General features: G+C 50.1%; 17 protein-coding genes, 1 tRNA gene and 2 pseudogenes. 5 read left to right on the top strand and 15 right to left on the bottom strand.

The annotated features are described in order from the left end of the window. The first annotated feature begins 60 nt into the window (after positions 1 to 60). On the top strand, positions 61 to 1,836 hold the full coding sequence (locus KWG61_RS06135) for an MATE family efflux transporter (RefSeq protein ID WP_242745273.1): 1,776 nt from the start codon (positions 61 to 63) through the stop codon (positions 1,834 to 1,836). A 45-nt stretch (positions 1,837 to 1,881) separates the two neighbouring features. Next, a complete protein-coding gene (locus KWG61_RS06130) occupies positions 1,882 to 2,700 on the top strand; it encodes an aldo/keto reductase (RefSeq protein WP_242745272.1) in 819 nt (272 codons plus the stop codon). Between the two features lie 519 nt (positions 2,701 to 3,219). Here the strand turns inward: KWG61_RS06130 and KWG61_RS06125 are convergent. Genes KWG61_RS06125 through KWG61_RS16075 form a run of 4 tightly spaced genes read right to left on the bottom strand, consistent with a single transcriptional unit; the run spans position 3,220 to position 6,092 of the window. Then, positions 3,220 to 3,543 (bottom strand): hypothetical protein, encoded by a 324-nt coding sequence (locus tag KWG61_RS06125; protein WP_242745271.1) that lies wholly within the window; start codon positions 3,541 to 3,543, stop codon positions 3,220 to 3,222. Then, positions 3,513 to 4,091 (bottom strand): YfhO family protein, encoded by a 579-nt coding sequence (locus tag KWG61_RS06120; RefSeq protein ID WP_242745270.1) that lies wholly within the window; start codon positions 4,089 to 4,091, stop codon positions 3,513 to 3,515. Before KWG61_RS06120 ends, KWG61_RS06125 begins: the two co-directional genes overlap by 31 nt. Beyond that, a complete protein-coding gene (locus tag KWG61_RS06115; RefSeq protein ID WP_256460841.1) occupies positions 4,025 to 5,764 on the bottom strand; it encodes a YfhO family protein in 1,740 nt (579 codons plus the stop codon). The genes KWG61_RS06120 and KWG61_RS06115 overlap by 67 nt, the downstream gene beginning before the upstream one ends. A 40-nt stretch (positions 5,765 to 5,804) precedes the next feature. After that, positions 5,805 to 6,092, bottom strand: coding sequence for a YfhO family protein (locus KWG61_RS16075; protein WP_256460800.1), 288 nt, complete (start codon positions 6,090 to 6,092; stop codon positions 5,805 to 5,807). Positions 6,093 to 6,737: 645 nt separating this feature from the next. Between KWG61_RS16075 and KWG61_RS06110 the strand changes: the two are divergent. After that, positions 6,738 to 8,154, top strand: a pseudogene (locus KWG61_RS06110) (MATE family efflux transporter). Between the two features lie 867 nt (positions 8,155 to 9,021). On the opposite strand, the gene KWG61_RS06105 reads toward KWG61_RS06110, so the two are convergent. The 5 genes from KWG61_RS06105 to KWG61_RS06085 all read right to left on the bottom strand — a co-directional run bounded on the left by KWG61_RS06105 (position 9,022) and on the right by KWG61_RS06085 (position 14,704). Then, on the bottom strand, positions 9,022 to 9,261 hold the full coding sequence (locus KWG61_RS06105; RefSeq protein ID WP_230267330.1) for a hypothetical protein: 240 nt from the start codon (positions 9,259 to 9,261) through the stop codon (positions 9,022 to 9,024). A gap of 217 nt (positions 9,262 to 9,478) precedes the next feature. Then, positions 9,479 to 10,390 (bottom strand): class C sortase, encoded by a 912-nt coding sequence (locus KWG61_RS06100; protein ID WP_230267329.1) that lies wholly within the window; start codon positions 10,388 to 10,390, stop codon positions 9,479 to 9,481. Between the two features lie 73 nt (positions 10,391 to 10,463). Further along, entirely contained in the window at positions 10,464 to 12,212 is a 1,749-nt protein-coding gene (locus KWG61_RS06095) for a SpaA isopeptide-forming pilin-related protein (protein WP_242745269.1), read from the bottom strand. Positions 12,213 to 12,709: 497 nt separating this feature from the next. Further along, positions 12,710 to 13,642 (bottom strand): hypothetical protein, encoded by a 933-nt coding sequence (locus tag KWG61_RS06090; RefSeq protein WP_242745268.1) that lies wholly within the window; start codon positions 13,640 to 13,642, stop codon positions 12,710 to 12,712. A gap of 988 nt (positions 13,643 to 14,630) precedes the next feature. Further along, positions 14,631 to 14,704, bottom strand: a tRNA-Trp gene (locus KWG61_RS06085). A gap of 365 nt (positions 14,705 to 15,069) precedes the next feature. On the opposite strand from KWG61_RS06085, the gene KWG61_RS16070 reads away from it, so the two are divergent. Together KWG61_RS16070 and KWG61_RS16065 are read left to right on the top strand one after the other, a co-directional pair. Continuing rightward, a complete protein-coding gene (locus KWG61_RS16070) occupies positions 15,070 to 15,570 on the top strand; it encodes an aminotransferase class I/II-fold pyridoxal phosphate-dependent enzyme (protein ID WP_256460799.1) in 501 nt (166 codons plus the stop codon). A 5-nt stretch (positions 15,571 to 15,575) separates the two neighbouring features. Beyond that, complete coding sequence (locus KWG61_RS16065; RefSeq protein ID WP_256460798.1) at positions 15,576 to 16,247, top strand: pyridoxal phosphate-dependent aminotransferase; 672 nt, start codon at positions 15,576 to 15,578, stop codon at positions 16,245 to 16,247. Between the two features lie 269 nt (positions 16,248 to 16,516). Here KWG61_RS16065 and KWG61_RS06075 read toward each other — a convergent pair whose 3' ends face one another. The 6 genes and pseudogenes from KWG61_RS06075 to KWG61_RS06060 form a co-directional block, all read right to left on the bottom strand. Beyond that, positions 16,517 to 17,527 carry a transposase gene (locus tag KWG61_RS06075; protein ID WP_242743364.1) on the bottom strand — a complete coding sequence of 337 codons (1,011 nt, stop codon included), beginning with the start codon at positions 17,525 to 17,527 and terminating at the stop codon, positions 16,517 to 16,519. Positions 17,528 to 17,544: 17 nt separating this feature from the next. After that, a complete protein-coding gene (locus tag KWG61_RS16060) occupies positions 17,545 to 17,874 on the bottom strand; it encodes a transposase (RefSeq protein ID WP_256460690.1) in 330 nt (109 codons plus the stop codon). Between the two features lie 38 nt (positions 17,875 to 17,912). Beyond that, the gene (locus KWG61_RS06070; protein WP_242743428.1) at positions 17,913 to 18,356 is read right to left on the bottom strand and encodes a hypothetical protein; all 444 of its coding nucleotides are present in this window, start codon (positions 18,354 to 18,356) and stop codon (positions 17,913 to 17,915) included. Between the two features lie 92 nt (positions 18,357 to 18,448). After that, positions 18,449 to 18,762: pseudogene (gene tnpB, locus KWG61_RS16055) on the bottom strand (IS66 family insertion sequence element accessory protein TnpB). Positions 18,763 to 18,940: 178 nt separating this feature from the next. Then, complete coding sequence (mscL, locus tag KWG61_RS06065) at positions 18,941 to 19,360, bottom strand: large conductance mechanosensitive channel protein MscL (protein ID WP_242745267.1); 420 nt, start codon at positions 19,358 to 19,360, stop codon at positions 18,941 to 18,943. 118 nt (positions 19,361 to 19,478) lie between these two features. Then, positions 19,479 to 19,820, bottom strand: coding sequence for a hypothetical protein (locus tag KWG61_RS06060; RefSeq protein WP_242745266.1), 342 nt, complete (start codon positions 19,818 to 19,820; stop codon positions 19,479 to 19,481). Positions 19,821 to 19,873 lie beyond the last annotated feature (53 nt).

Here is a 19,873-nt window from a genome sequence, read left to right as displayed (position 1 = left end):
TCGCCAAATCTCTGCATAAGGCAGGACATAAGAAGAAAAAGTAAAGAGAGGAGAAAACCGATGCGATTTTTACACCGAAAGAAAGACAGAACAGCCATGGATCTGACGTCCGGCTCACTGTGGGATAAGATTCTGCTTTTTGCGATGCCGCTGGCCTTTACCGGCATACTGCAGCAGCTGTTCAACGCGGCCGATGTCGCGGTCGTCGGTCAGTTTACTGGAGAAATGGGTGCCCACTGCATGGCCGCCGTCGGCGCCTGCGCGTCCCTCATTTCTCTGATCGTCAATCTGTTTATCGGCATTTCGCTGGGAAGCAATGTCGTCATTGCCAACTGCGTCGGATCCCGGAAATTCGAACAGGTGCGCACGGCGGCCCGTTCTTCCTTATGGCTCGCCATTGGCGGCGGTCTCTTTCTCTGCCTGATCGGCGAGCTGATCGCCTCCTGGGCGCTCTCGCTCATGGGCGTTCCGGCGGAAGTTTTCCCGCTGGCTGAACTGTATCTGAAAATTTATCTGGGCGGTCTGCCGGTCATTCTGCTCTACAACTTTGAAGCCGCCATTTTCCGCGGTATCGGTCAGCCGCAGATTCCGCTGATCGCGCTGGCCGCTTCAGGCGTGATCAATGTTCTGCTCAACCTGCTCTTCGTCATCGTCTTTGGCATGAACGTCGATGGCGTAGCGATCGCCACCGTGGCTTCCAACCTGATCAGCTCCTTCATTTTGTTCGGTATTCTGATGAAGCAGCATCTCATCACGTGGAAAGAGCTGTTTCACAAGCCGTTTGATCGCGAAACGGTCACCTGGATTTTGCAGATCGGCATTCCTTCGGGCATTCAGTCTTCCGTCTTCTCCATTGCCAACGTCGTCATTCAGTCCGGCTTCAACTCGCTGGGCACGATCGTCATGGCGTCGAGCAGCGCCGCGCTCAATATCGAAATGGTCGTCTACAACGTCATCAACTCGTTCGGTCAGGCGTGCACGACCTTTACCGGTCAGAACTACGGCGCCGGCAAAATTCATCGCTGCGAAAAGGTGCTGAAGACGTGTCTGATCGAAGGGCTGATCGTGACCATGTGCTGTTCGTTTTGCGTCATCGCCTTTGGCAAGCCGCTGCTTTCCCTGTTCAACTCGAATCCGGAAGTCATCGAAAACGGCTACCTGCGTCTGGTCACTCTGATGTGCAGCTACTTTTTCTCCATTCAGTACGAAGTCATTTCCGGCTATTTGCGCGGCTTTGGCATTTCGGTTCTTCCTGCCGTACTGACGACGCTGGGCGTATGTGTCGTTCGCATTCTCTGGATTCTGTTTGTCTTCCCGCTCGCATACGTTCATGACCATTCTGGCCATCTTCCCGATTTCTTTAGGCTCCGCCGCAGTCCTTCTGATCGGCGCTCTGCTGATCAAACGGCCCGCCCGCCGGCTTCTCGCCGCACAGAAGGCACAGACCGCGGCGGCTTAACCCTACATTTCGCATTCTGCCTGCACGCTTCAATCACGGTTTTGCGAGCAGCGACCGAAACACAGTCTTGCGATAAACACCGACCTGCTCTAAACACGGCAGCCGAAAACCGGCCCGCTCGATATTCCAAAACGAGCGGGTCGGTTTTTTCGTCGGAGAAAGCGGTTTTCGTTTTCAAATTCGCTTCAAAAAACAATACGGAAGCCGATTGGTATACTGAAGAAAAACAGGCCGCACTCTCTGACCTTTCGTCTTATGCGCAGGGCAGGAGCCCAAGATGCCCTTCGGCATCGTGCGTTCAAAGGACAGTAAACCGAACGGAAACCGGATGCGGCGGCAGAATATGGAGAAAAGACTATGTATCCAAACGACTGTAAAACGAAGCCTCCAATCTCAGAACCTTTACGCTCTCCAACGGCGTCGTGCTTCCTTCCACTGGCTTTGGCACCTGGAAAGTGGCCGGCGTCTCCACAGCGGATATCGTGCTCGAAGCCCTGAATGCGGGCTATCGCCTGATCGACACTGCCGCGATGTACAAAAACGAAGCGGAAATCGGAGAGGCCCTCGCCCAGACATCCATTGCGCGCGAAGATCTTCGCATTACCTCCAAATGCCCGCCCGAAGCCAGACACTACGACGATGTCATCGCCGCCTGCAACCAGAGTCTGCACGATCTCGGTCTGGACTATCTCGATCTGTATCTCGTCCACTGGCCGGCGTGCGAACACGAATTCGGCAAAGACTGGATCGCCCTTAACCGGGAAACCTGGTCGGCCATGATCGATCTGTACAAAGCGGGCAAAGTCCGTGCCATCGGCGTATCCAATTTCCTCGTTCACCATCTCGAACCGCTCATGGATATGGAAGTGACCCCCATGGTCAACCAGATCGAATACCATCCTGGCTATCTCCAGCCCGAAGTGACGAAATACTGCCAGGCACATAACATCGTCGTCCAGGCATGGTCGCCCCTTGGCCGCCAGCGCGTTTTAAAGCTGGAAGAACTCGAAGAAATCGCCAAGAAAACCGGCAAGTCCACCGCCCAGATCTGCCTGCGTTTTGAACTGCAGAACGGCATTCTCCCGCTGCCCAAATCGGCCCATTTTGAACGGATGAAAGCCAATCTCGACGTCTTTGATTTCGAACTCGACGAGCAGACGATACAGGCGATCGACAGTCTGCCTGAAACCGGCTTTTCCGGTCACGATCCCGATACCAACCAGTACCATCCCGCTCCATAAAGCGAGGCGGACACTGGATAGGAATGACGGAGTTTTCCGGTAAAACCGAACGAAAGTCCCAGCGCAAACCGGCCTGATCTGCACTGTTTCCCTTTTGCTTTCCAGAGAAATGCTGCAGTCCCTGCGGATCCCTTAAGTGGATCACGCGGACTGCAGCATTTTTGCGTGAAGGAATTCGATTTTGGATTTGTGTAAAGCCAGAAAGAAACGCGCCTGAGCGCATGCTTCTTTCAATTCGATCTCGAACGAAGCAATTCAGACCATCTCTGGCGTAATTTCGAAACCTGGCTTTTTTGCGTTGGCGGACCTTAAGCGTCTTTGAACGGCTCTGCCGTTTTCGAAGATGCTTTCGAATCTGCGACCGGCGACCCGCTTCGCCGATTAGCGCGCTGCTCATAGCGAACCCGTTTGGATTTGGGCTGATAGAGAACCGTGCTGGCCAGCTGCTGGCCTTTTTCAGATCTTCGGGAAGCTGCGATTCCAGAGCCTTGAGGTCAACCGTTCTGAGTCGAACACGCGTCATGGAAGCCGGGGTACCGTCGGATTCAGACGGTCCGGCAGCTTCAGAGGCTGCTGGGGTCTGGATCGAATCCGAAGACTCGAGATCGGATTTGGCCGCTTTGTCTTTTGTTTTTCTTTCTCTTTATTCGAATTATTCGAAGCCGCCTTTTCCCGGTCTGGGGCAGCTTTCGATTTTTCCACCGGTGCTTCGGCAGTCTTGGGTTTCGTCTCTGGTTTTGGTTCTTCAAACGCGGACGGGATCGGATCCTGTCCGGCACATTCGGTCTGCGGCAGGCGTTCGAAATCTTCTTCTACGACTTTCGAAACCGTCTGATTTCCCACTTCGTCGCTGTCGTCCGCCGCTGAACCTTCGGTTTCGAGTTCCTCTTCCCTGGAGACTTTCTTTTGCGCAGCGGCCGGCGGCGCTTTTTCTTCTTATGGGGGTCGTCTTCATCCTCCGGGTACGGCTTGTCGTCTTTCATTTTTAAGATCAGGACCGCATAGATAATGCCGCCAGCCGTACCAAGCAGACCGGATTTGAGTCCCTGCGGCTGATACGTCAGTTCAATCTGATTCAGACCCGCGGGCAGATGAATTTTCAGAAAGCCGTTCATGAAGCTGTCACAAGGTACGCTCTGTCCGTTGACGGTCGCCTTCCAGCCTGGATCGTACGGAATGGTAAACACCATATCGCATTCCTTCTGGGCCTCGTAATTTCCCGTCACGCGGGTCGCTTCCACGGACTGATCCTTGAGTCCGTTCGTATTCAGACGTTCCACCGCCCGTTCGACCGCATCCTCGTTCATCGACGCCGCATACAGCGTCAGCGTCTGCGAGTCACGATCCGAATCCGCTGTAAACTGCAGTTCGACAAAATCGTTTTCGGCCACATCGCCGACGTAAACGACTTCGCCGTCGTATTTATCTTCGTGAACGAGCTGATCGTTTTGAACACCTTGAACTTGCCAGAACCGCCAAGCGTTCCATACACGTACACCTGAGTGCCGCGAAACGGCGCCAGCTTGACGGTCGTCACATCCCCGTCTTCGATATCTTCAATCATGCAGGTGCCAGACTCGGTGAATTCTCCATCCGTCTTCGCGTCGGTTTCAATCGACGCCTTTACATCGAGCGGCGTGAAGCTGTCGGGCATCAGGGTATTGAGATTGGTAAATTTATTGGATGCATCGAGCGCGTCGATGCCGTCAAAAATCGTACTGCCAATCGGCGTGGCATACGGCGACTTCCAGAGGACGAGATCATCCACCCTTGCCACTTCAACAAACGGTTCGGGCAGCTGTTCGTGCTCGTCGGTCGCATACAGATCGACGCCAAGAATGAGATCGCTGATGGACGTATGACCATAGACGCGGTAGTAGTTTTCGCCGCTTGCATAGCCGAGCTTGCCTAAAATCGACGCGGTATCCGGATTGATGACGGAGTTAAAGGAAGATACGCCGCGAAAGCCGTACAGGGCGGGCGCGTTTACGATGTCGCTGCAAAGAATGTCCGAACGGCCGGTTCCCGTAAACTGCGCCGCTTCCAGATCCGGCTTCATATTCGTAAACGAGCTGGACAGATCGCCCGGCGCGCACTGGGCCAGACAGCCAAAGCTTTCGGCCAGAATGAGCCACGAAAGCAGCACCTGGCGATGAAAGCCGGCCGCCAGTGTAAAGCAGAGCAGGCAGCCGACAAGTGCCGGCGCAATCCAGGTATTCGAAGTCTGGGAAAGCCAGACGACACCCGAAAAGGCGATGGCGGCCGTTACGCCGCAGCCGATCAGAACCGAAAGCTTCGTTTTGCGTATTCGAACCAGTCCGTCATACATCATCAGGCAGGACAGAAAGCCGACAAGAAAGCCGAAGCGGTTTGGCACCTGCCTCTGCATGTAAAAGCCATGAAAGGCGTAGTTCAGCCAGCTGCACTGTGTTGCGGCCACGTAAAGCAGGCAAAGGCCCGAAAGGCCGAGACGCGTCCGCCAGGAAATCGATTTCTGAAAGAGGAAAACGAGGCAGAACATCAGGCAGGCCGAACCCATGTACAAGTTGATCGCCCCGCGATTGTGGGTAATGCGGACAATATTCGCATCCGGCAGAAGCCGGGAAAAGAAATACGCCCAGTCATTGAAAAATTCAAAATCCGGCGGTGACATGCGTGAAACGTTGTCCATAAGCATGCCCTCGATGACCGGAAGCAAAACGAGTGAAGCCAGCAGCGCGGCGCAGAGCGAACAGAGCGCGAACCAGATAATCAGCACCCAGCGCCGGTTTTTAAAGCGCATGACGAGCACGACTTCATACAGCGCCAGAAAGATGCAGAGAATGGCGCCCATGTAAAAGTTCATGAAAATAGCCGCCGCCAGCGAGAACAGATACGCTGCACGGCCTTTTCTGGTATCGAGCCGTTCCATGCCATAAAGCATTAACGGAAGCAGTGCGCTCGAATCCATCCACATGAAGTTGACCGCATAGCCCATGAAATAAAAGCCAAATCCGTACGTGATCGCGCAGGCAGCTGCGGGCATTGCTTTTTCGAAGCGCCTTTTCGTGTCGGCAAGTACCAGGCCATCAGCGTGCAGACCAGAATGTTTTTCAAAACGATAATCAGATTGGCTGCGAACGGAATCTGCGTACGGTCGAACAGAAGCGCCACGAAGGTAAAGGGCTCATCAGGTAATAGGCTATGGTCAGAAAGAAGTTTCCGCCAAGACCTCCGTTCCACGAATAGAAGACTGAGCCGCCTTCTCGAAATATGCTCCAGAATTCGGACAGAAACGGCATGTACTGCGCGTACCCGTCGTTCGTACACAGGCTCGCCTCCCCAAGAGGGAAAAGCCCGATCACGATCCAGGTAACGAGCCACGCCAGCGAGGCGACCAGCAGCGTGATCACCGCCGCTCTTGCGGAGACGTTTTTATATTCAGAAAAGGCGCCTCCAGTTTTTCAGCCAGCCTGGCCTGTGCGATCTGGGTCTGGCCTTTTCGGACAGTGCGGATTCCATAAATGTTCTCCTTTCTCCGTTCGTTTCAGAACGCTGAACACAACGGGAAATAAAATAAATATAGGTAAATACAGGGGAAAGACGGGTCTGGCAGGTTTGCAGACAGGAGAATATCCAGAACACCTTCCGGTCAGAACCTGCTGAATTTTCAAAAGTGCTTTTATTTTCGCAAAATCAAGGGCGCAAGAAAAGGCGGGGCCCATACTGCGAACCGTTCCAGTCGCTCAAAGCGGCCTGTACGCAAAGCCGCAGGCCATAAAAAGCGGAAGAAAATGCCATAAGAAATCCGGTGTAAGAAAGCGGCCAAAACGGAATACCGGGACGTACAGTGCGCAAAAAGCCCCGAAAGTATCCGCTTTTCCTCTCTTTTTACCGATCCTGCCCTGCCATCATATTCCCTGCCTGTGGAATTTGTCGGTTCCGCTCAAAAAAGCGCGTGAGAAAACGGGCAAAAAGCTGACTATATTCCTTTTGCACCGAAAATAACGGTTTGTGCCATAATAAGTTCTGATTTTGTTTAGAAAGGATGGTTTTCCATGTTCAAATCCAAGAGCAGTCAGACCGATCTGGGGACCGCCCCTGTCGGACGTCTTCTCTTTAATCTGGCGGTTCCGTGCATCCTCGCACAGATCGTCAACGTTCTCTATAACATCGTCGACCGCATGTATATCGGTCACATTCCCGGTAGCGGTCAGGCGGCGCTGACCGGCGTCGGCGTCACTATGCCTCTCATTACGGCGATCAGTGCCTTCGCGTATCTGGTCTGCATGGGTGCCGCTCCGCGCGCCGCGGTTTTCATGGGCCAGAAAGACAATAAAACCGCGCAGAAAATCATGAACAGCTCTCTGGCCCTGCTCATTCTTCTTGCCCTCGTTCTCACGGTCATTACCGAAGTTTTCGGCCGGGATCTGCTTATGTCCTTTGGCGCAAGCGAACAGACAATCCCTATGCCTGGGCGTACATGCAGATTTATGCGGCCGGTACCATTTTTGTTCAGGTTGCCCTGGGCATGAACGCGTTTATCAACACACAGGGCTACGCATCCTGGGGTATGGCCACCGTACTGATCGGCGCAATTCTCAACATTGTTCTTGACCCGATTCTCATTTTCGTCTTCGGACTGGGCGTACGCGGTGCCGCGATTGCGACCGTCATTTCCCAGGCCTGCTCGGCGATTTTCGTTCTCTGGTTTCTGAGTTCGAAACGTTCCGCGCTTCGTCTTTCCCCTTCGCTGATCCGTCTGAACTGGAAGCTCATTCTCCCCTGCCTGGCGCTTGGTCTTTCCCCGTTTGTCATGATGATCACCGAAAGCTTCATCACCCTCGCCTTTAACACATCCCTCCAGCGCTACGGCGGCGACCTGGCTGTCGGATCGATGACGATTCTGGCGAGCATCATGCAGTTTGCGATGCTTCCGCTCCAGGGCCTTACCCAGGGGTCGCAGCCGATCATTTCCTACAACTTCGGTGCCGCCAATCTGGATCGCATCAAAAGACGTTCAAGATTCTGCTGATCAGCTCGCTGATTTACTCCTTTGGCTTATGGGCGCTTTGCGAACTGTTCCCGGGTGCCTTTGCTTCCTTCTTCACACCCGATCCCGAACTCATTAAGTACACCGAATGGTCGCTGCGCATTTACATCGCAGGTGTCTGCCTGTTCGGTATGCAGATCGCCTGTCAGCAGACGTTCATCGCGCTGGGCAATGCGAAGACGTCTCTCTTCCTTGCGGTTTATCGTAAGATCATTCTGCTTCTGCCGCTGATCTACATCCTGCCGTTTTGCATGAGCGACAAAGTCTTTGCGGTTTTCCTGGCCGAACCGATTGCGGATGTTGTGGCCGCCGTTACAACCGGTATCCTGTTCCTGCGCTATACACGAACCAGACTGCCGGCTCTCATCGAGCAGAACCGTCAGAAACTGGCCGACGAACTCGTTCAGCCCGCACAGAACTAAAATTTCTCTGACCCCCAATCCGGAGTTTCGACTCCGGATTTTTATGGCCTTTTTCAGGCTCTGAAACGGAATCCTCCCCAGCAAAAGAGAAAGGAATCGATCCTGGATTCGACAAGCGAGCCAGGGAACGCAAGACGACCATCCGTCCTACCGTCAGGGCTCTCTTTCTTCGGATTTTGTGCCCGCTGGATCAAACGATCCTTAAAAGGAAAAATTCTGAGCCGCAGTTTGAACGGGCAGCTTCATAAAGAAGCCTCTCCGCACAATCGTCCGGCAGAAAGGCAGATCCAGAGTCCGTCTGGAATAAACGCTTGAAGCGGCAAAAGCACTCACCGCGCTTCCGTCTCTTCGTATCCATTTTTCCCAGTCGGAATTCCGGTCTTCCGATATTCGCTTCTTTTGTTTTCTTCTTCGAAAAGAAGTACCCTTAAATCCGAATCCGACTATCCGTTACGGATGGCTTCCATGGCCGGAACCTTTACCCCTTTCCATTCCCGCCTTCCTCTTTTACCAAGATCAAAAGCCAGGAGATTCGTCATAACCCGCCGCTTCGCGAAAAGACACCCAAACGAGAAATCGCTCCTTTTGGCAGAGAAAAGGCGAACCTTCTGCCCTTTGGCGGCCTTCCCTTGCGGGAAGTTACCAGAACACAAAAGATTCGCCTTGCTGATTTGTAAATCGATCCAGATCCACGACTGTCGACGGACCGGACAGGCTTCTACTGAAAGCCAAAAACGAAAAACCGAAAACGCGGACGAATTCGCGATGGCCTTTGCAGACTGGACACCATCGATTCCTGCAGCGATTTGTATAAAGCATGCACCCGGATGATCCGAAATCCGGGTGCATTTTTTCTGACTCAGAAATTTATTCCTCTACCACTTTGCACGCTTTAACAAATTCAAGGAACTGGGCGGCGGTCATCACTTTGCGTTGGCCTTTGCACTGAAAGGCAAAGAGCACCGCGTCCGTCGGCGCGCAGCAGTTCATATCATCGAGCCATTCGAATTCTCCGCTTTCCCCATGGAAATCCGGATCATCTCCCTGATATTCGTATTTTCTGCCTTTCATCTTTTCGATCTGAAGCAGTGCCATCGTTTCATCCATAGTCTGTCTCCTCTCCTGCTGCCGACGGGAATTCGTTCCGATCCCTTCTGCAAGCCTTCCCTTTGATTCAGGGCTGAACTGAGCGTACTCTGCAGACTTCGAATTCCGCTTGGAAATGCATGAGAAAATCGCATACCCCTTGCGCAGGATAGACACCATCCGTCAGAAATCAGAAGGCCAGGTTCAAGAAGGAGAGCCTGGGATGGACAGCTCTATCTTAGCCACCGATTTCGCCAGTCTTCCCGTCATCTGTCTTCTCGCCATCCATTTCCTTTTGCGATTTTGTTTTCTTCTTCTTTCTGTGTCGATGCAGCAGCCACCACAGAAGAAGGAAGAGAAGAAGAAGAACGACAAGGATCCAGATCCAGTAGTTCTTCAGCAGTTTTTCGGCGAGATTTTCCGAATTCTCTGGTTCTTCTTCATACGGGATTCGATGACCTCTTACCAGAAGACGCTGCGTATTCACTCCGTACGGATAGCACGTATAGAGCGTGACCAGATCTTCTCCGGGCTGAATGTACATCGGTTCCATTTCATCCGGATCGACAATCAGCCGCTGATCTACCTCATACGCAAGCGTTTGGTCCAGCACACGGATGAAAAACTGATCTCCGTTTTTCAGCTTGTCAATGTCCGTAAACAGCTTGGCGCGAACCAGTCCGGTATGAGCCGTGAGAACGGTGTGTGTGCTCGGACCTCCCGTAGGCAGAGACGATCCCATCCAGAATCCGGCACCCGCCTGGAGCTGCTGTTCCTCGGTTCCGTAATATATCGGAATATTGACCCCGATTTTCGGAATTTGAATCGATCCGATCATTCCGCTTCCCAGCGGATTCAGCAAAGTTTCGACATACTCCCGCTCTTTGGGACTGCACGTCAGCTGCAGATCTTTGGTAGCCAGATACTCGTTGTATTCTTCCGCCAGCCGCCACTCTTCATCGAAGTTTTCTTCTACCCCTTCGAGTCCGATATTGTACTGGTCGATGTTTCTGCTGAGCTGATAGTTCACTACCATATCGCTGATGGAAGGATAGAAAATCAGACCCGCACCGCCAAGCATGATGAGAAGAGCAAGGATCAGTCCGAAACGGGATTGCTTCTTTTTCGTTTTATTCTTCTTATGGCGCATACTACCTCTTTTAAGACAAATTCTGGATATAGAAAAGGCGGCGACAGGATGAGCGATCCTGCCTGCCGCCTGTTCAGGTATTCGTTTTGTCTGAACAGATGTTCAGAAAATAGGGATTAGTTTTCCTGACGTTTTTTGAAATCAGATACGTCGCAGCACCGATTACCAGCAGAGCGCCGCCGCCCAGGGTGAAGAGCACGGTTCCGCTTCCACCGGTATGAACTTCAGGAGCGTTTGCGAATTCTACGTTGACATAATACGTATCATCATCAGTATCTTTGTTTACTTTAATTGGTAAAGACTTGTCGGATTTAACGTATCCAGCTGGAGCTTTCGTTTCCACGAGCTTATAATCGCCGGCCTTCAGACCTTTAAATTCAACGTAACCTTCGGCATTAGATACAGCTTTGAGTACAACCGTATTACCTTCATCATCTGTATAGGTCAGTTCAAATTCAGCACCTTGCAGTCCCTTGTTTGAGGTCTGATCGTATTTGAAGACTTTAATACCGAATGTATCCACTTCGACATCATCGGGCTGAGTTTGCTTGTCCTGATATTCAACCCAGGCCGTGTTATACATATCACCGGGGTTTACATTTGCAGAGTCTTTCACTTTCGCCGTGTAAGTCATCACAATCGGAGCTTTACCAAAATCTTCGTATTCGAAAATGCCTTGATAAAACAGACTAACAAGATCCACAGATACTTTAATCTGTGTACGTCCAGCATAATCGCCTTCCGTCAGAGGCGAAACAATTTCAATAGCGCTCTCAGGAAGCTCAATCTCTGCTCCATTTACTGAAACCTTAATAGAATCTCTATCTAAAATTAGTTCTTCGTCCAGATTATCGACAAAGCAGAAAGAATAGGTTCCAACCGTTTCATACTTGTCTTCAACAGTTTCGCCCGCGGGTGTTCCAGGAGGTAAAACTTCTTTTGGCTTAATTACTTCTGCAAGATCTTGACCAACATGAGAAGTCAGAGCGAATTTCACCCTACCATCGGCATCGACAGTGGCATAGTCCCCAGCATTCTCTCCCTCATCGATGATAATTTTATCGCCATCAGTGATTTTCTTAACCAAATCCGGTTCAGAAGTCTTTTCTTCTGGTTTGACGCCATCCAGAGCCAGCGTGAAACTCATATCGGAATAAAAGACATGATTCTGGTAGCAGTTAGCGGCAGTACCCAGAACCCGTTTTTCGAGGTCAAATCCATTCTCCGCAAATACATGCTGATTTAGAAAAGCGTTGAAACCGAGATACTCGTCGCTCGCAGTGTCCTGGTAATTTAAAAGAGGAAATTTGTTCAAGAGAAGCAGATCCTTATAAGCATGGTAGTAACTAAGCTTGTTAACCTCTTCATTTGACTCACGGTCGTTGCTACATCTATCCGGGCGGATTTGTGTTGGGACTTCAACCCAGTTGCCATTGACATCGCTATAGGCCATATCGTTAAAGAGAGCCTGACGATACTCATAGCTTACCTCACTAAGGGAAGATGCCTGTGGTGCCTCAGGATCCTTGAACGTATTGTTGTAATAATCTAAATAGTAATCGTCCAAGTATTCAACACAGATCTGAGCTGCCGTAAGCTCTGTCCCTGTACCATATCCTTGTTCCTTCAGTAGAGATCCGACAGCTGCGTCAGCCAGGTCCCTTGACGACGCATACTCATCAAGTCCTAATGCTATCAAAGCCTGATTGTTAGGACGGTAAACCGTTTCTCTAGGCTCGTCCAGATTCTGAGCAGGAACTTCAACTTGAAGGCTTTTATCTACATAGTAATAGTCCTTCCCTGATTCATTGACGATCTTCACGTGGACATCCCTTTTATCGCTAGGCTGAGCGTGGACCGTGGGGATATTTTCCAAAGGATAGACCTTAATGACATTTCCGTCAAATCCTTCAGGAATGGTGATGAGAACGTCAAACTTCCTGTTAGGAGAGCCTGGGTTGTCTAGCTCAGTAGTTACGATACTTACGCCTTCTGTCGTTTTTGAGGCGTCTGCGGTGGTATTATTTCATCCGCAAACATTTGCATTGTATTGCCCGCAAGCATCATCAATGATAAACCGGCTGCTGCAATACCTTTAAATAGTCTTTTCATTTCTAAATCCTCTTATCATTTAGTATTTGAAAATGTATTATTATTTCTTTCTTTTGTCGGCTTTTGTAATAGCCGTCAATCCAATCAGACCCAGTATTGCAGCCGCAAAAATCATCAGCAGATACCGAATACCCATTTCTGCAGCTGTATTCAGACCATTGCCTCTGTGCGACGGGTCATGAGAGGAATTTGAATTGCTCGTGCTGGTTAATTTGTTTGAGTCGGAAGAGGAATCGGAAGACCCTGAACTCTTAGAACTGTCATCCGAGCTTGAACTGGAAGAACTGCTGTCGGAACTGGATTCGGAGCTGTCTTCATCTGTCGTAATATCGAAATCGATTTTTCGTTGACGACAGGAATTTCAAATTCATACGGCGAATTTGTGGAGGACAGCGGTTCAGTTCCGTTGATGAAAACCTGGTTTCCATCAAAGTGAATGGGGATGACCGCATCGGAGAGTCTGTAATCTTTCGGAGCTTTGACTTCCCTGAGATAAACGGGGGTGCTGGAAGTCAGCGTATAGAAATCAGTTTTGCCTGTTCTCGGATTGCCTTTCAGCACGGCCAGTTCAACTGTGCATTCAGGATTGGCATAAATTCGGAATTCAAAATCCAGTCCGGTAATGGTATGACCTCTTTCGTCCTTCTTAATGACGGAAACGCCTGGATACTGAACCTTGGGAAAAATTCGAATCGGACTTTCGGATCCGCTTTTAATTTCCACAATGACCGGCGGATACAGGCTATACATATTTCCCTGCGCGCTCGTTAACAGGTACAGGCCTGGCTGGAGATCGGAATACCCGATTTGCCGGTCTGTCTGTATTGAGGGTTCGATCCTTACGACGGGTTGGTTCTTGTTTATGGCTTCCAGGGTGAGTTTCTGAAGCTGTTCTGCATACGCTTCTCTTTGTTCGGCTGTGATTTCTTCAGACCAGTTCTGAAGAAAATCGGCTTTCCCAGTATTGAAGGGAGCCAGCAGCTGATATTCCCCGTTGACCGTTTGGGCTACCTGAATAAGCGAGATACGGCTGTCCGTCACCGGATCCGCCGGACTCGAAGTCAGATCGACCAGAATCTGTACGGACTCTTCTCCATGGATCGGAATCGACTGATTTGGGAAAATACAGAATACGAACAAAAGAATAAGGAACAGAACTGTCTTCTTTTTTCAGATCGCACTGCAGCCACCTCCTCCTTACCACCTCCCATTTGTGCCCGACGCAAATGAGAGCCTTTTGTCTGACCAGCGAATGTTCTCTTCCAGTTTTCGTCCGTGTACAGCATCAGGCGCCTTGTTCCAAACCTGCAGATCGCTCTGATGTTAAGCTAGCGGAAGATAAAGCATTTCTTCTGGCTTTACGCAAATTCATGAATGCAGCTGAATTTTCGCGTAAACAGAAAAAGACAGATGTCGGACTGTGTGTATTGATAAAGTGCAACTCGGTTAGCTTTCCCCACTTTTCGGCAGATCACGAGAATAGAAAGGCAGAACTCATATCATTCGTATGTAAACTTTGCCGAATCCGTATAAACAAAAGGTGCTTACTGATACATGTTTTAACGTCTGTTTTAAACTAACCTGACCATCGTCATTATTTACGCACGTAATAAGAATGTCAACGCTTACATTGCCAATTGACTGCTCTGCGACCCAAAGTTCATCTATATGTATTGCTTTTTCTAATTATTTAACTTGCCTTTTTAACGCACAGAATCCATGGATTGCTTCCTGAAGATTTGCGCTGGCAGGCAATTTCCCGGAACCGATCGAGTGCCTGAGTACTCATACCGGCAGACTGCCCTTTGATCGAACCGTTCCGGCATTCCTTGTCACGAACTTTTTGATTCCGTTCTGTATACGGATTAGATCCCGTCCGATCTGCGCTTTTCTTCGTTTGCGCCATTTTGCGTTTTCTTATTCTTACCTGGACAGTCTGCTCTTTCTTCTTTGCGAATCGTTTTCACAATTTGCTGCCAGAAAGCCGGTGCCAGGTTCTTGTTCTCGCTCCATTAAAAACGTCTGAGGATCGGATTTTCCTCAGGCGTCGGAGATACATTTCATTTTTGAATGGCAATAAAAAGCTCGATCCACAGATTGTTCTGTCTGGATCGAGCTGTATTTTCGATGGCAGGGGTAGCAGGAGTTGAACCCACATCAACGGTTTTGGAGACCGTTGTTCTACCATTGAACTATACCCTGAATGCCTGATCAGTATATCAGGGTACGGACATTGAATGCAACCAAAAAATAAATTTCCTCAAAAGATCGATACGATAGATTTCTAATTCAAATAAGACTTTTTGCGATCGCCGCAATTCTGTTTGGGAGAAAGCGCTCTGTTTTTTCGGCTTTTTCCATTCTTCAGCGCCCGTCAAACGCGGCTTCTCAATCCTTGATACAATAGATTCTGTCCATAGAAGCGCCGTCTGCTGCAGAACTGTGTCAGGCGGATGCTGATGCTTTGGAAGGATTCTCTGCGAATCTTTTTGGGAAGCCGCGGGCGAAAGGAGGAAGCTGGTCAGAGCTTTTCTATTAGATACAGAATCGGCCAGCCAGAATATCGGATGAAACTTGCCAGACGAATGAGAGCTTTGCATACTTCGGTCTTTACCGAACTCAAAGCGGAAAAAGAACGACTTGAACAGGAAGAACAGATGACAGTCCTGGATTTCTCTCTGGGTTCCCCGGACATTCCGCCCGCGCAGAGCGTCATCGATACGCTTTGCGAACAGGCAGCCGTTCCTGCCAACTACCGCTATGCGGTGTCTCCCCTGCCCGAACTGGTGAAAGCGATCCAGGACTGGTATCAGGAGCATTACGAAGTCTGCCTGAAGCCATCGGAAATCTGCCTGCTTCAGGGATCGCAGGAAGCGCTGGTCAATCTCCCGCTTCTCTTCTGCAACCCGCATGATGGCTATCTAATCCCGGATCCGTACTATCCAGCCTATCTCGATGCGCCGCGCATGGCGGAGGCGGATGTTCTGTTCATGCCCCTCAAGGAAGAAAACGATTATCTGATCGACTTTGATGCAATCAGTGAAGAAGAGCGCAAAAAGCGCGAATGATGCTGGTGAACTATCCAAACAACCCGACCGGTGCCGTCGCGCCCGACTGGTTTATTGAAAAGCTGATCCGCTTTGCGAGCGACAATCATATTCTGGTCGTCTACGATAACGCCTACAGCGATCTGATTTTCGATGGAAGCAAGCCGAAAAGCTTTCTGTCCTATCCCGGTGCGAAGGAAGTCGGCGTAGAACTCAATTCCTTTTCCAAATCGTATGGAATGGCCGGTGCAAGACTGGGTATTCTCTGCGGCAACGAAGATGTGATCGCCGCCTATCGCAATCTGAAGTCCAATATGGACTACGGCGTTTTCCTTCCGGTTCAGTATGCGGGCATTACCGCTCTGAAGACGGGATCGCCTGTCGTGGCGAAAACGCGGGAAACGTATGAGATCCGCCGGCGTCTGATGGTCAGCGAGTTTTCTCAGGCCGGCTGGGATCTGAAGCTGCCCGAGGGCACCATGTTTGTCTGGGCGAAAATTCCGGATGAATGGCAAGATTCCTTTGCGTTTGCGAAAGATCTGCTTCATGAAACCGGCATTCTGGTCACGCCAGGCCTGGCGTTTGGCGAACAGGGGCGCCGCTATGTCCGTCTGGCTTTAGTCGTTTCAAGCTACACGATTCGAACCGCAGCGAAGCGCCTGCTCGATACCCGCTTCTTCCTGCGTTTGGAACATTGATTCCAGTCGCAGCTCCTTATCTGCACGCCTATTGCATAATATACATGCATATTCATGCGCCCTGCATCTACGCATTCTGCTTGTGCGGTCCATCTATTCCGTACTCACAAACCCATTTACTGGACGCTCCTTGCGCGCTGCCGGCTTACGGCGGCGCGCATTTTTCTTGGACGTTCGCAGTAAGTGTCAAACAATCGACGGGTATACGCGAGACTGAATATTAGATACGCTAAACGGGATCCCTTTCGAGATCCCGCTTGGCGTATTTTTTATTCTTCATCGTTTTCTTCATACTTCGGATCCGGTCCACGGTATCCAATTCGAAGATATTCAGGTAAATCCTTTGAATACGGCAGAAGTGACTTCAATACATCTACCGCGATTTCATCGTCTTTGAACCATTTGAGTTCATCCAGAACGTACTCCATGTAGCGCTCTGGATTTAAGTCGTTCATTTCAGCCGATCGAAACAAAGTCATAAACGCTGCGACGACTTCCGCACCTTTGATACTCTTCGTAGTCTGGAAGTTTTTGCGATTGATCACGAATGGCTTTACGGCTCTTTCTGCCACATTATTGTCGATCGGATAATCACCGTCTTCCAGGTACCTTCCCAACGAGTTCGCTCGATCCATGAAGTACTTGGCTGCTCTGTAGGCGGTGCTTCTTTCCTCGAATCCACTCTGAATCTCCATCATGACTCTTGTGAGTCTTTCAAAGCAGGGCTTTGAAAGTTCCTGCCGAACTTCGGTTCTCGCCTCGTGCGAGTAAGAAGCAACGTGGGATTCGATGTGGTAGAGCTTCCCGAACAGAGACAGGGCTGTGAGCAGAATCTGGAGACCCGGACTTGGTTCGGGTCTCTCTGTTTCGTCCAGCTGGGCTGCCGCTTCTGCGGCCTCTTCGTCGTTCTCCAGTGTGGTCTTTTCCCACTTCAGGACGTCTGCCTGATACTGCGCGAAGTCTGACCGGACTTTGATGGCTTCGAAGATCTTTCTTCTCGCATGGGCCATACAGTTGAGCTTTCTGCAGGGGCCATAGTAGTTGGCATATGCATAAAGCCCGTCTGTCATAAGGGCATGACGAAAAGAACCGCCAAGGAGGGCGATTACGAACTCCTGTTTCTTGTAAGGGAAAAACTTATAGACAGCCATCTGGTTCTCTTCATAGATTCCGCTGACGGCGACAACCATAGAAGACTGTTTTCGATCTTTAACCTCCGTGCACTTTAAAACCGTCTCATCCATATGGACGACGTTACAGTTTGGGAGATCCTCAATCATTTGTTTTACGAGGGGCTTCAGATAAAGATCGTAAGTTTTTCCAGGATGTTGCCCATGGTCTGACGGCTGATCGGCAGTCCCGTGAGACTCAGGTGCTTTTCCTGACGATAGGCCGGGGTTCCCATTACGAACTTATCGTAGGCAATTCCCGCGACCATAGAGGAAGTTGCGACACTCTTGTCGATCAGTGCAGGCTCGTCAGGTTCGGCGGTGCGGATGATGGCTTTCCCGTTTTCATCCGTACACTTGTTTGGGCACGCGACTGTCTCACGCAGCACTTCTTCCAGCCTATAGCGAGCGGGAATCCGATGAATCCTATAGTGACGTTTCATTCCAACAGTTTTCATCTCACAGCCGCAAACTGGGCAAATGCGCTTTTCCCCTTCTACACTGAAGGTAGTGGTTTCTTTGACCGCTTCCTGCTTTCTGCACTTGGTGGAAGGTTTTTCTTGCTTCCTTCAACAGAACTGAGCTTTAAATCTTCAGCTTCTTTACGATAGCGGTCTCCCTCTTCCTGATATTTCGCAGCCCGGTTAAAACAAACATCGGCTTTCAGATCAAGCTGAGCCAGCTGTTTATTCAGAATATTGATATCTGGGCCGCCGTCCTCGTTTTCAGAGTAATCCAGTTTCAAGGGAACCATCTTTTCCGTAGAAGGACCAAAGCGGCCGCTTTTCACGGCTTTATTGATTTCTTTAGCGAAATAGAGATCCAGGTACATATCCTCAATAAATTTGTCTTTCTCTTCTTCCGTCATGGTGCTGATCTGATGATGAAGATCTTCGAGGAGCTCGTTGCGGATTGTCTGGTAAGGGTTCGGCACATTCATGTATTAATTTTAACATATTTAGAGCGATAGATAAAGTAAATGGGATGATTTATCTTGATATTCCTTCAAGAAAATCATCCTTTTAAATTGGTTTAAACATACTTATAAGTTCGTGGCAGAAATGCCGGCTGGGGAACAATCGACAGACCGGAAAGCAGAGAAGCCAGCTGCGAACAGTCAATTCGCATGAAGTCGGACTGGTCAGTGCTGACAGGCCACTGAAGGGAAGATCTGGAGAGTCGCTTATAAACAAGCCAGAATCCATTTCCGTCACGAAGGATACCTTTGATCTTGTTCTTCTGTCGATTAACGAAGAGAAAGAGGATCCATCCAGCGGATCCAGAGCGAGAGGTCCTTGAACCAGGGAGACGTAACCGTCAATTCCTTTGCGAAGGTCAGCAGGCATCTGAGCCAGATAGATGTTTTTAACTTTGGAGAAATCGATACCGAGATCGATTGCAGGGATGATTGATTCCATGAAAAAGCCTCCTTGAATAAAGGAATTATCCCAAGGAGGCGGTCGAGAAAATACCCGTCTTTTATTTGACGCTTACCGTTCGCACCTCTGGCAGCTCATGCGCAAATCAAAAGCCGTCGGAATCAGCATTCCAGACGGCTTGAATGAAATTCGGAATTGTAAAAGGATCGAAATTCGAAACCCTATTTGGCGGCGTTTTCCTTGGCCAGCAGGTCGCGGATCTCTTCGAGAAGAACCAGCTGAGGATCCGGCTTTTCTTCTTCGGCCGGTTTTTCCTCTTCTTTTTCTTCTTGAGCGCATCGGCTTTGGCGCGGGCCGTATTGATGGCTTTGACCATGCAGAATACGACGAGGGCGATGATCAGGAAGTTGAGGATAGCCTGAAGGAAGAGGCCGTACTGCAGTTTTGCGGAGGCGATGGTCACGGACAGATCGGCAATGTTGACACCGGCACAGATCATGCCGACGACAGGCGTAATGATGTCGGTAACGAGGGAGTTGACGATGGCAGTGAAGGCGGAACCCATGATGATACTCTACAGCCATATCCACAACGTTGCCGCGCGAGATAAATTCTTTGAACTCGCTGACGAATTTGCTCATTGTTGGAAAATCTCCTTTTCTTTTCTGTATTTTACTGAACGTCTAAGAAGATTTTGGAAGAATCGACCGTATTCCAATCAGATCTCCGTCTTTATCCAGCCAAAGAATACTTTTTTGCGCGTCGTAGTCCACAATGCGAAGCCTTGTCCCGTATTCCTTTTCCAGACGGCGCTTGAGCGCCAGCGTTTCCTTTAGCGGAAGCTGCAGATCCAGAATCGAAAAAGCTTCCAGAAACTGCCGGGAGGAGCGGGTGATGACCACATTGCCTTCAAAGCCTTCCGGATTGCGGTCCGTACAGATCAGCGAAAGCGAAGAGCGCGGGTCGCGCCAGACGAGCGAATATTCCAGAGGAAAAAGCTGATGACAGCCCTGACACTGGTGCATGAAGTAGGTTCCGTCTTTGAGCCGCTGATACTCCGTGCTTTTCTCATCGCGAA

The sequence above is a fragment of the Allobaculum sp. Allo2 genome (assembly GCF_022701175.1).
Taxonomy (GTDB): domain Bacteria; phylum Bacillota_I; class Bacilli_A; order Erysipelotrichales; family Erysipelotrichaceae; genus Allobaculum; species Allobaculum fili.
The sequence above is the reverse complement of the archived record's forward strand: the minus strand, read 5'-3'. Positions and strand labels throughout refer to the sequence as shown.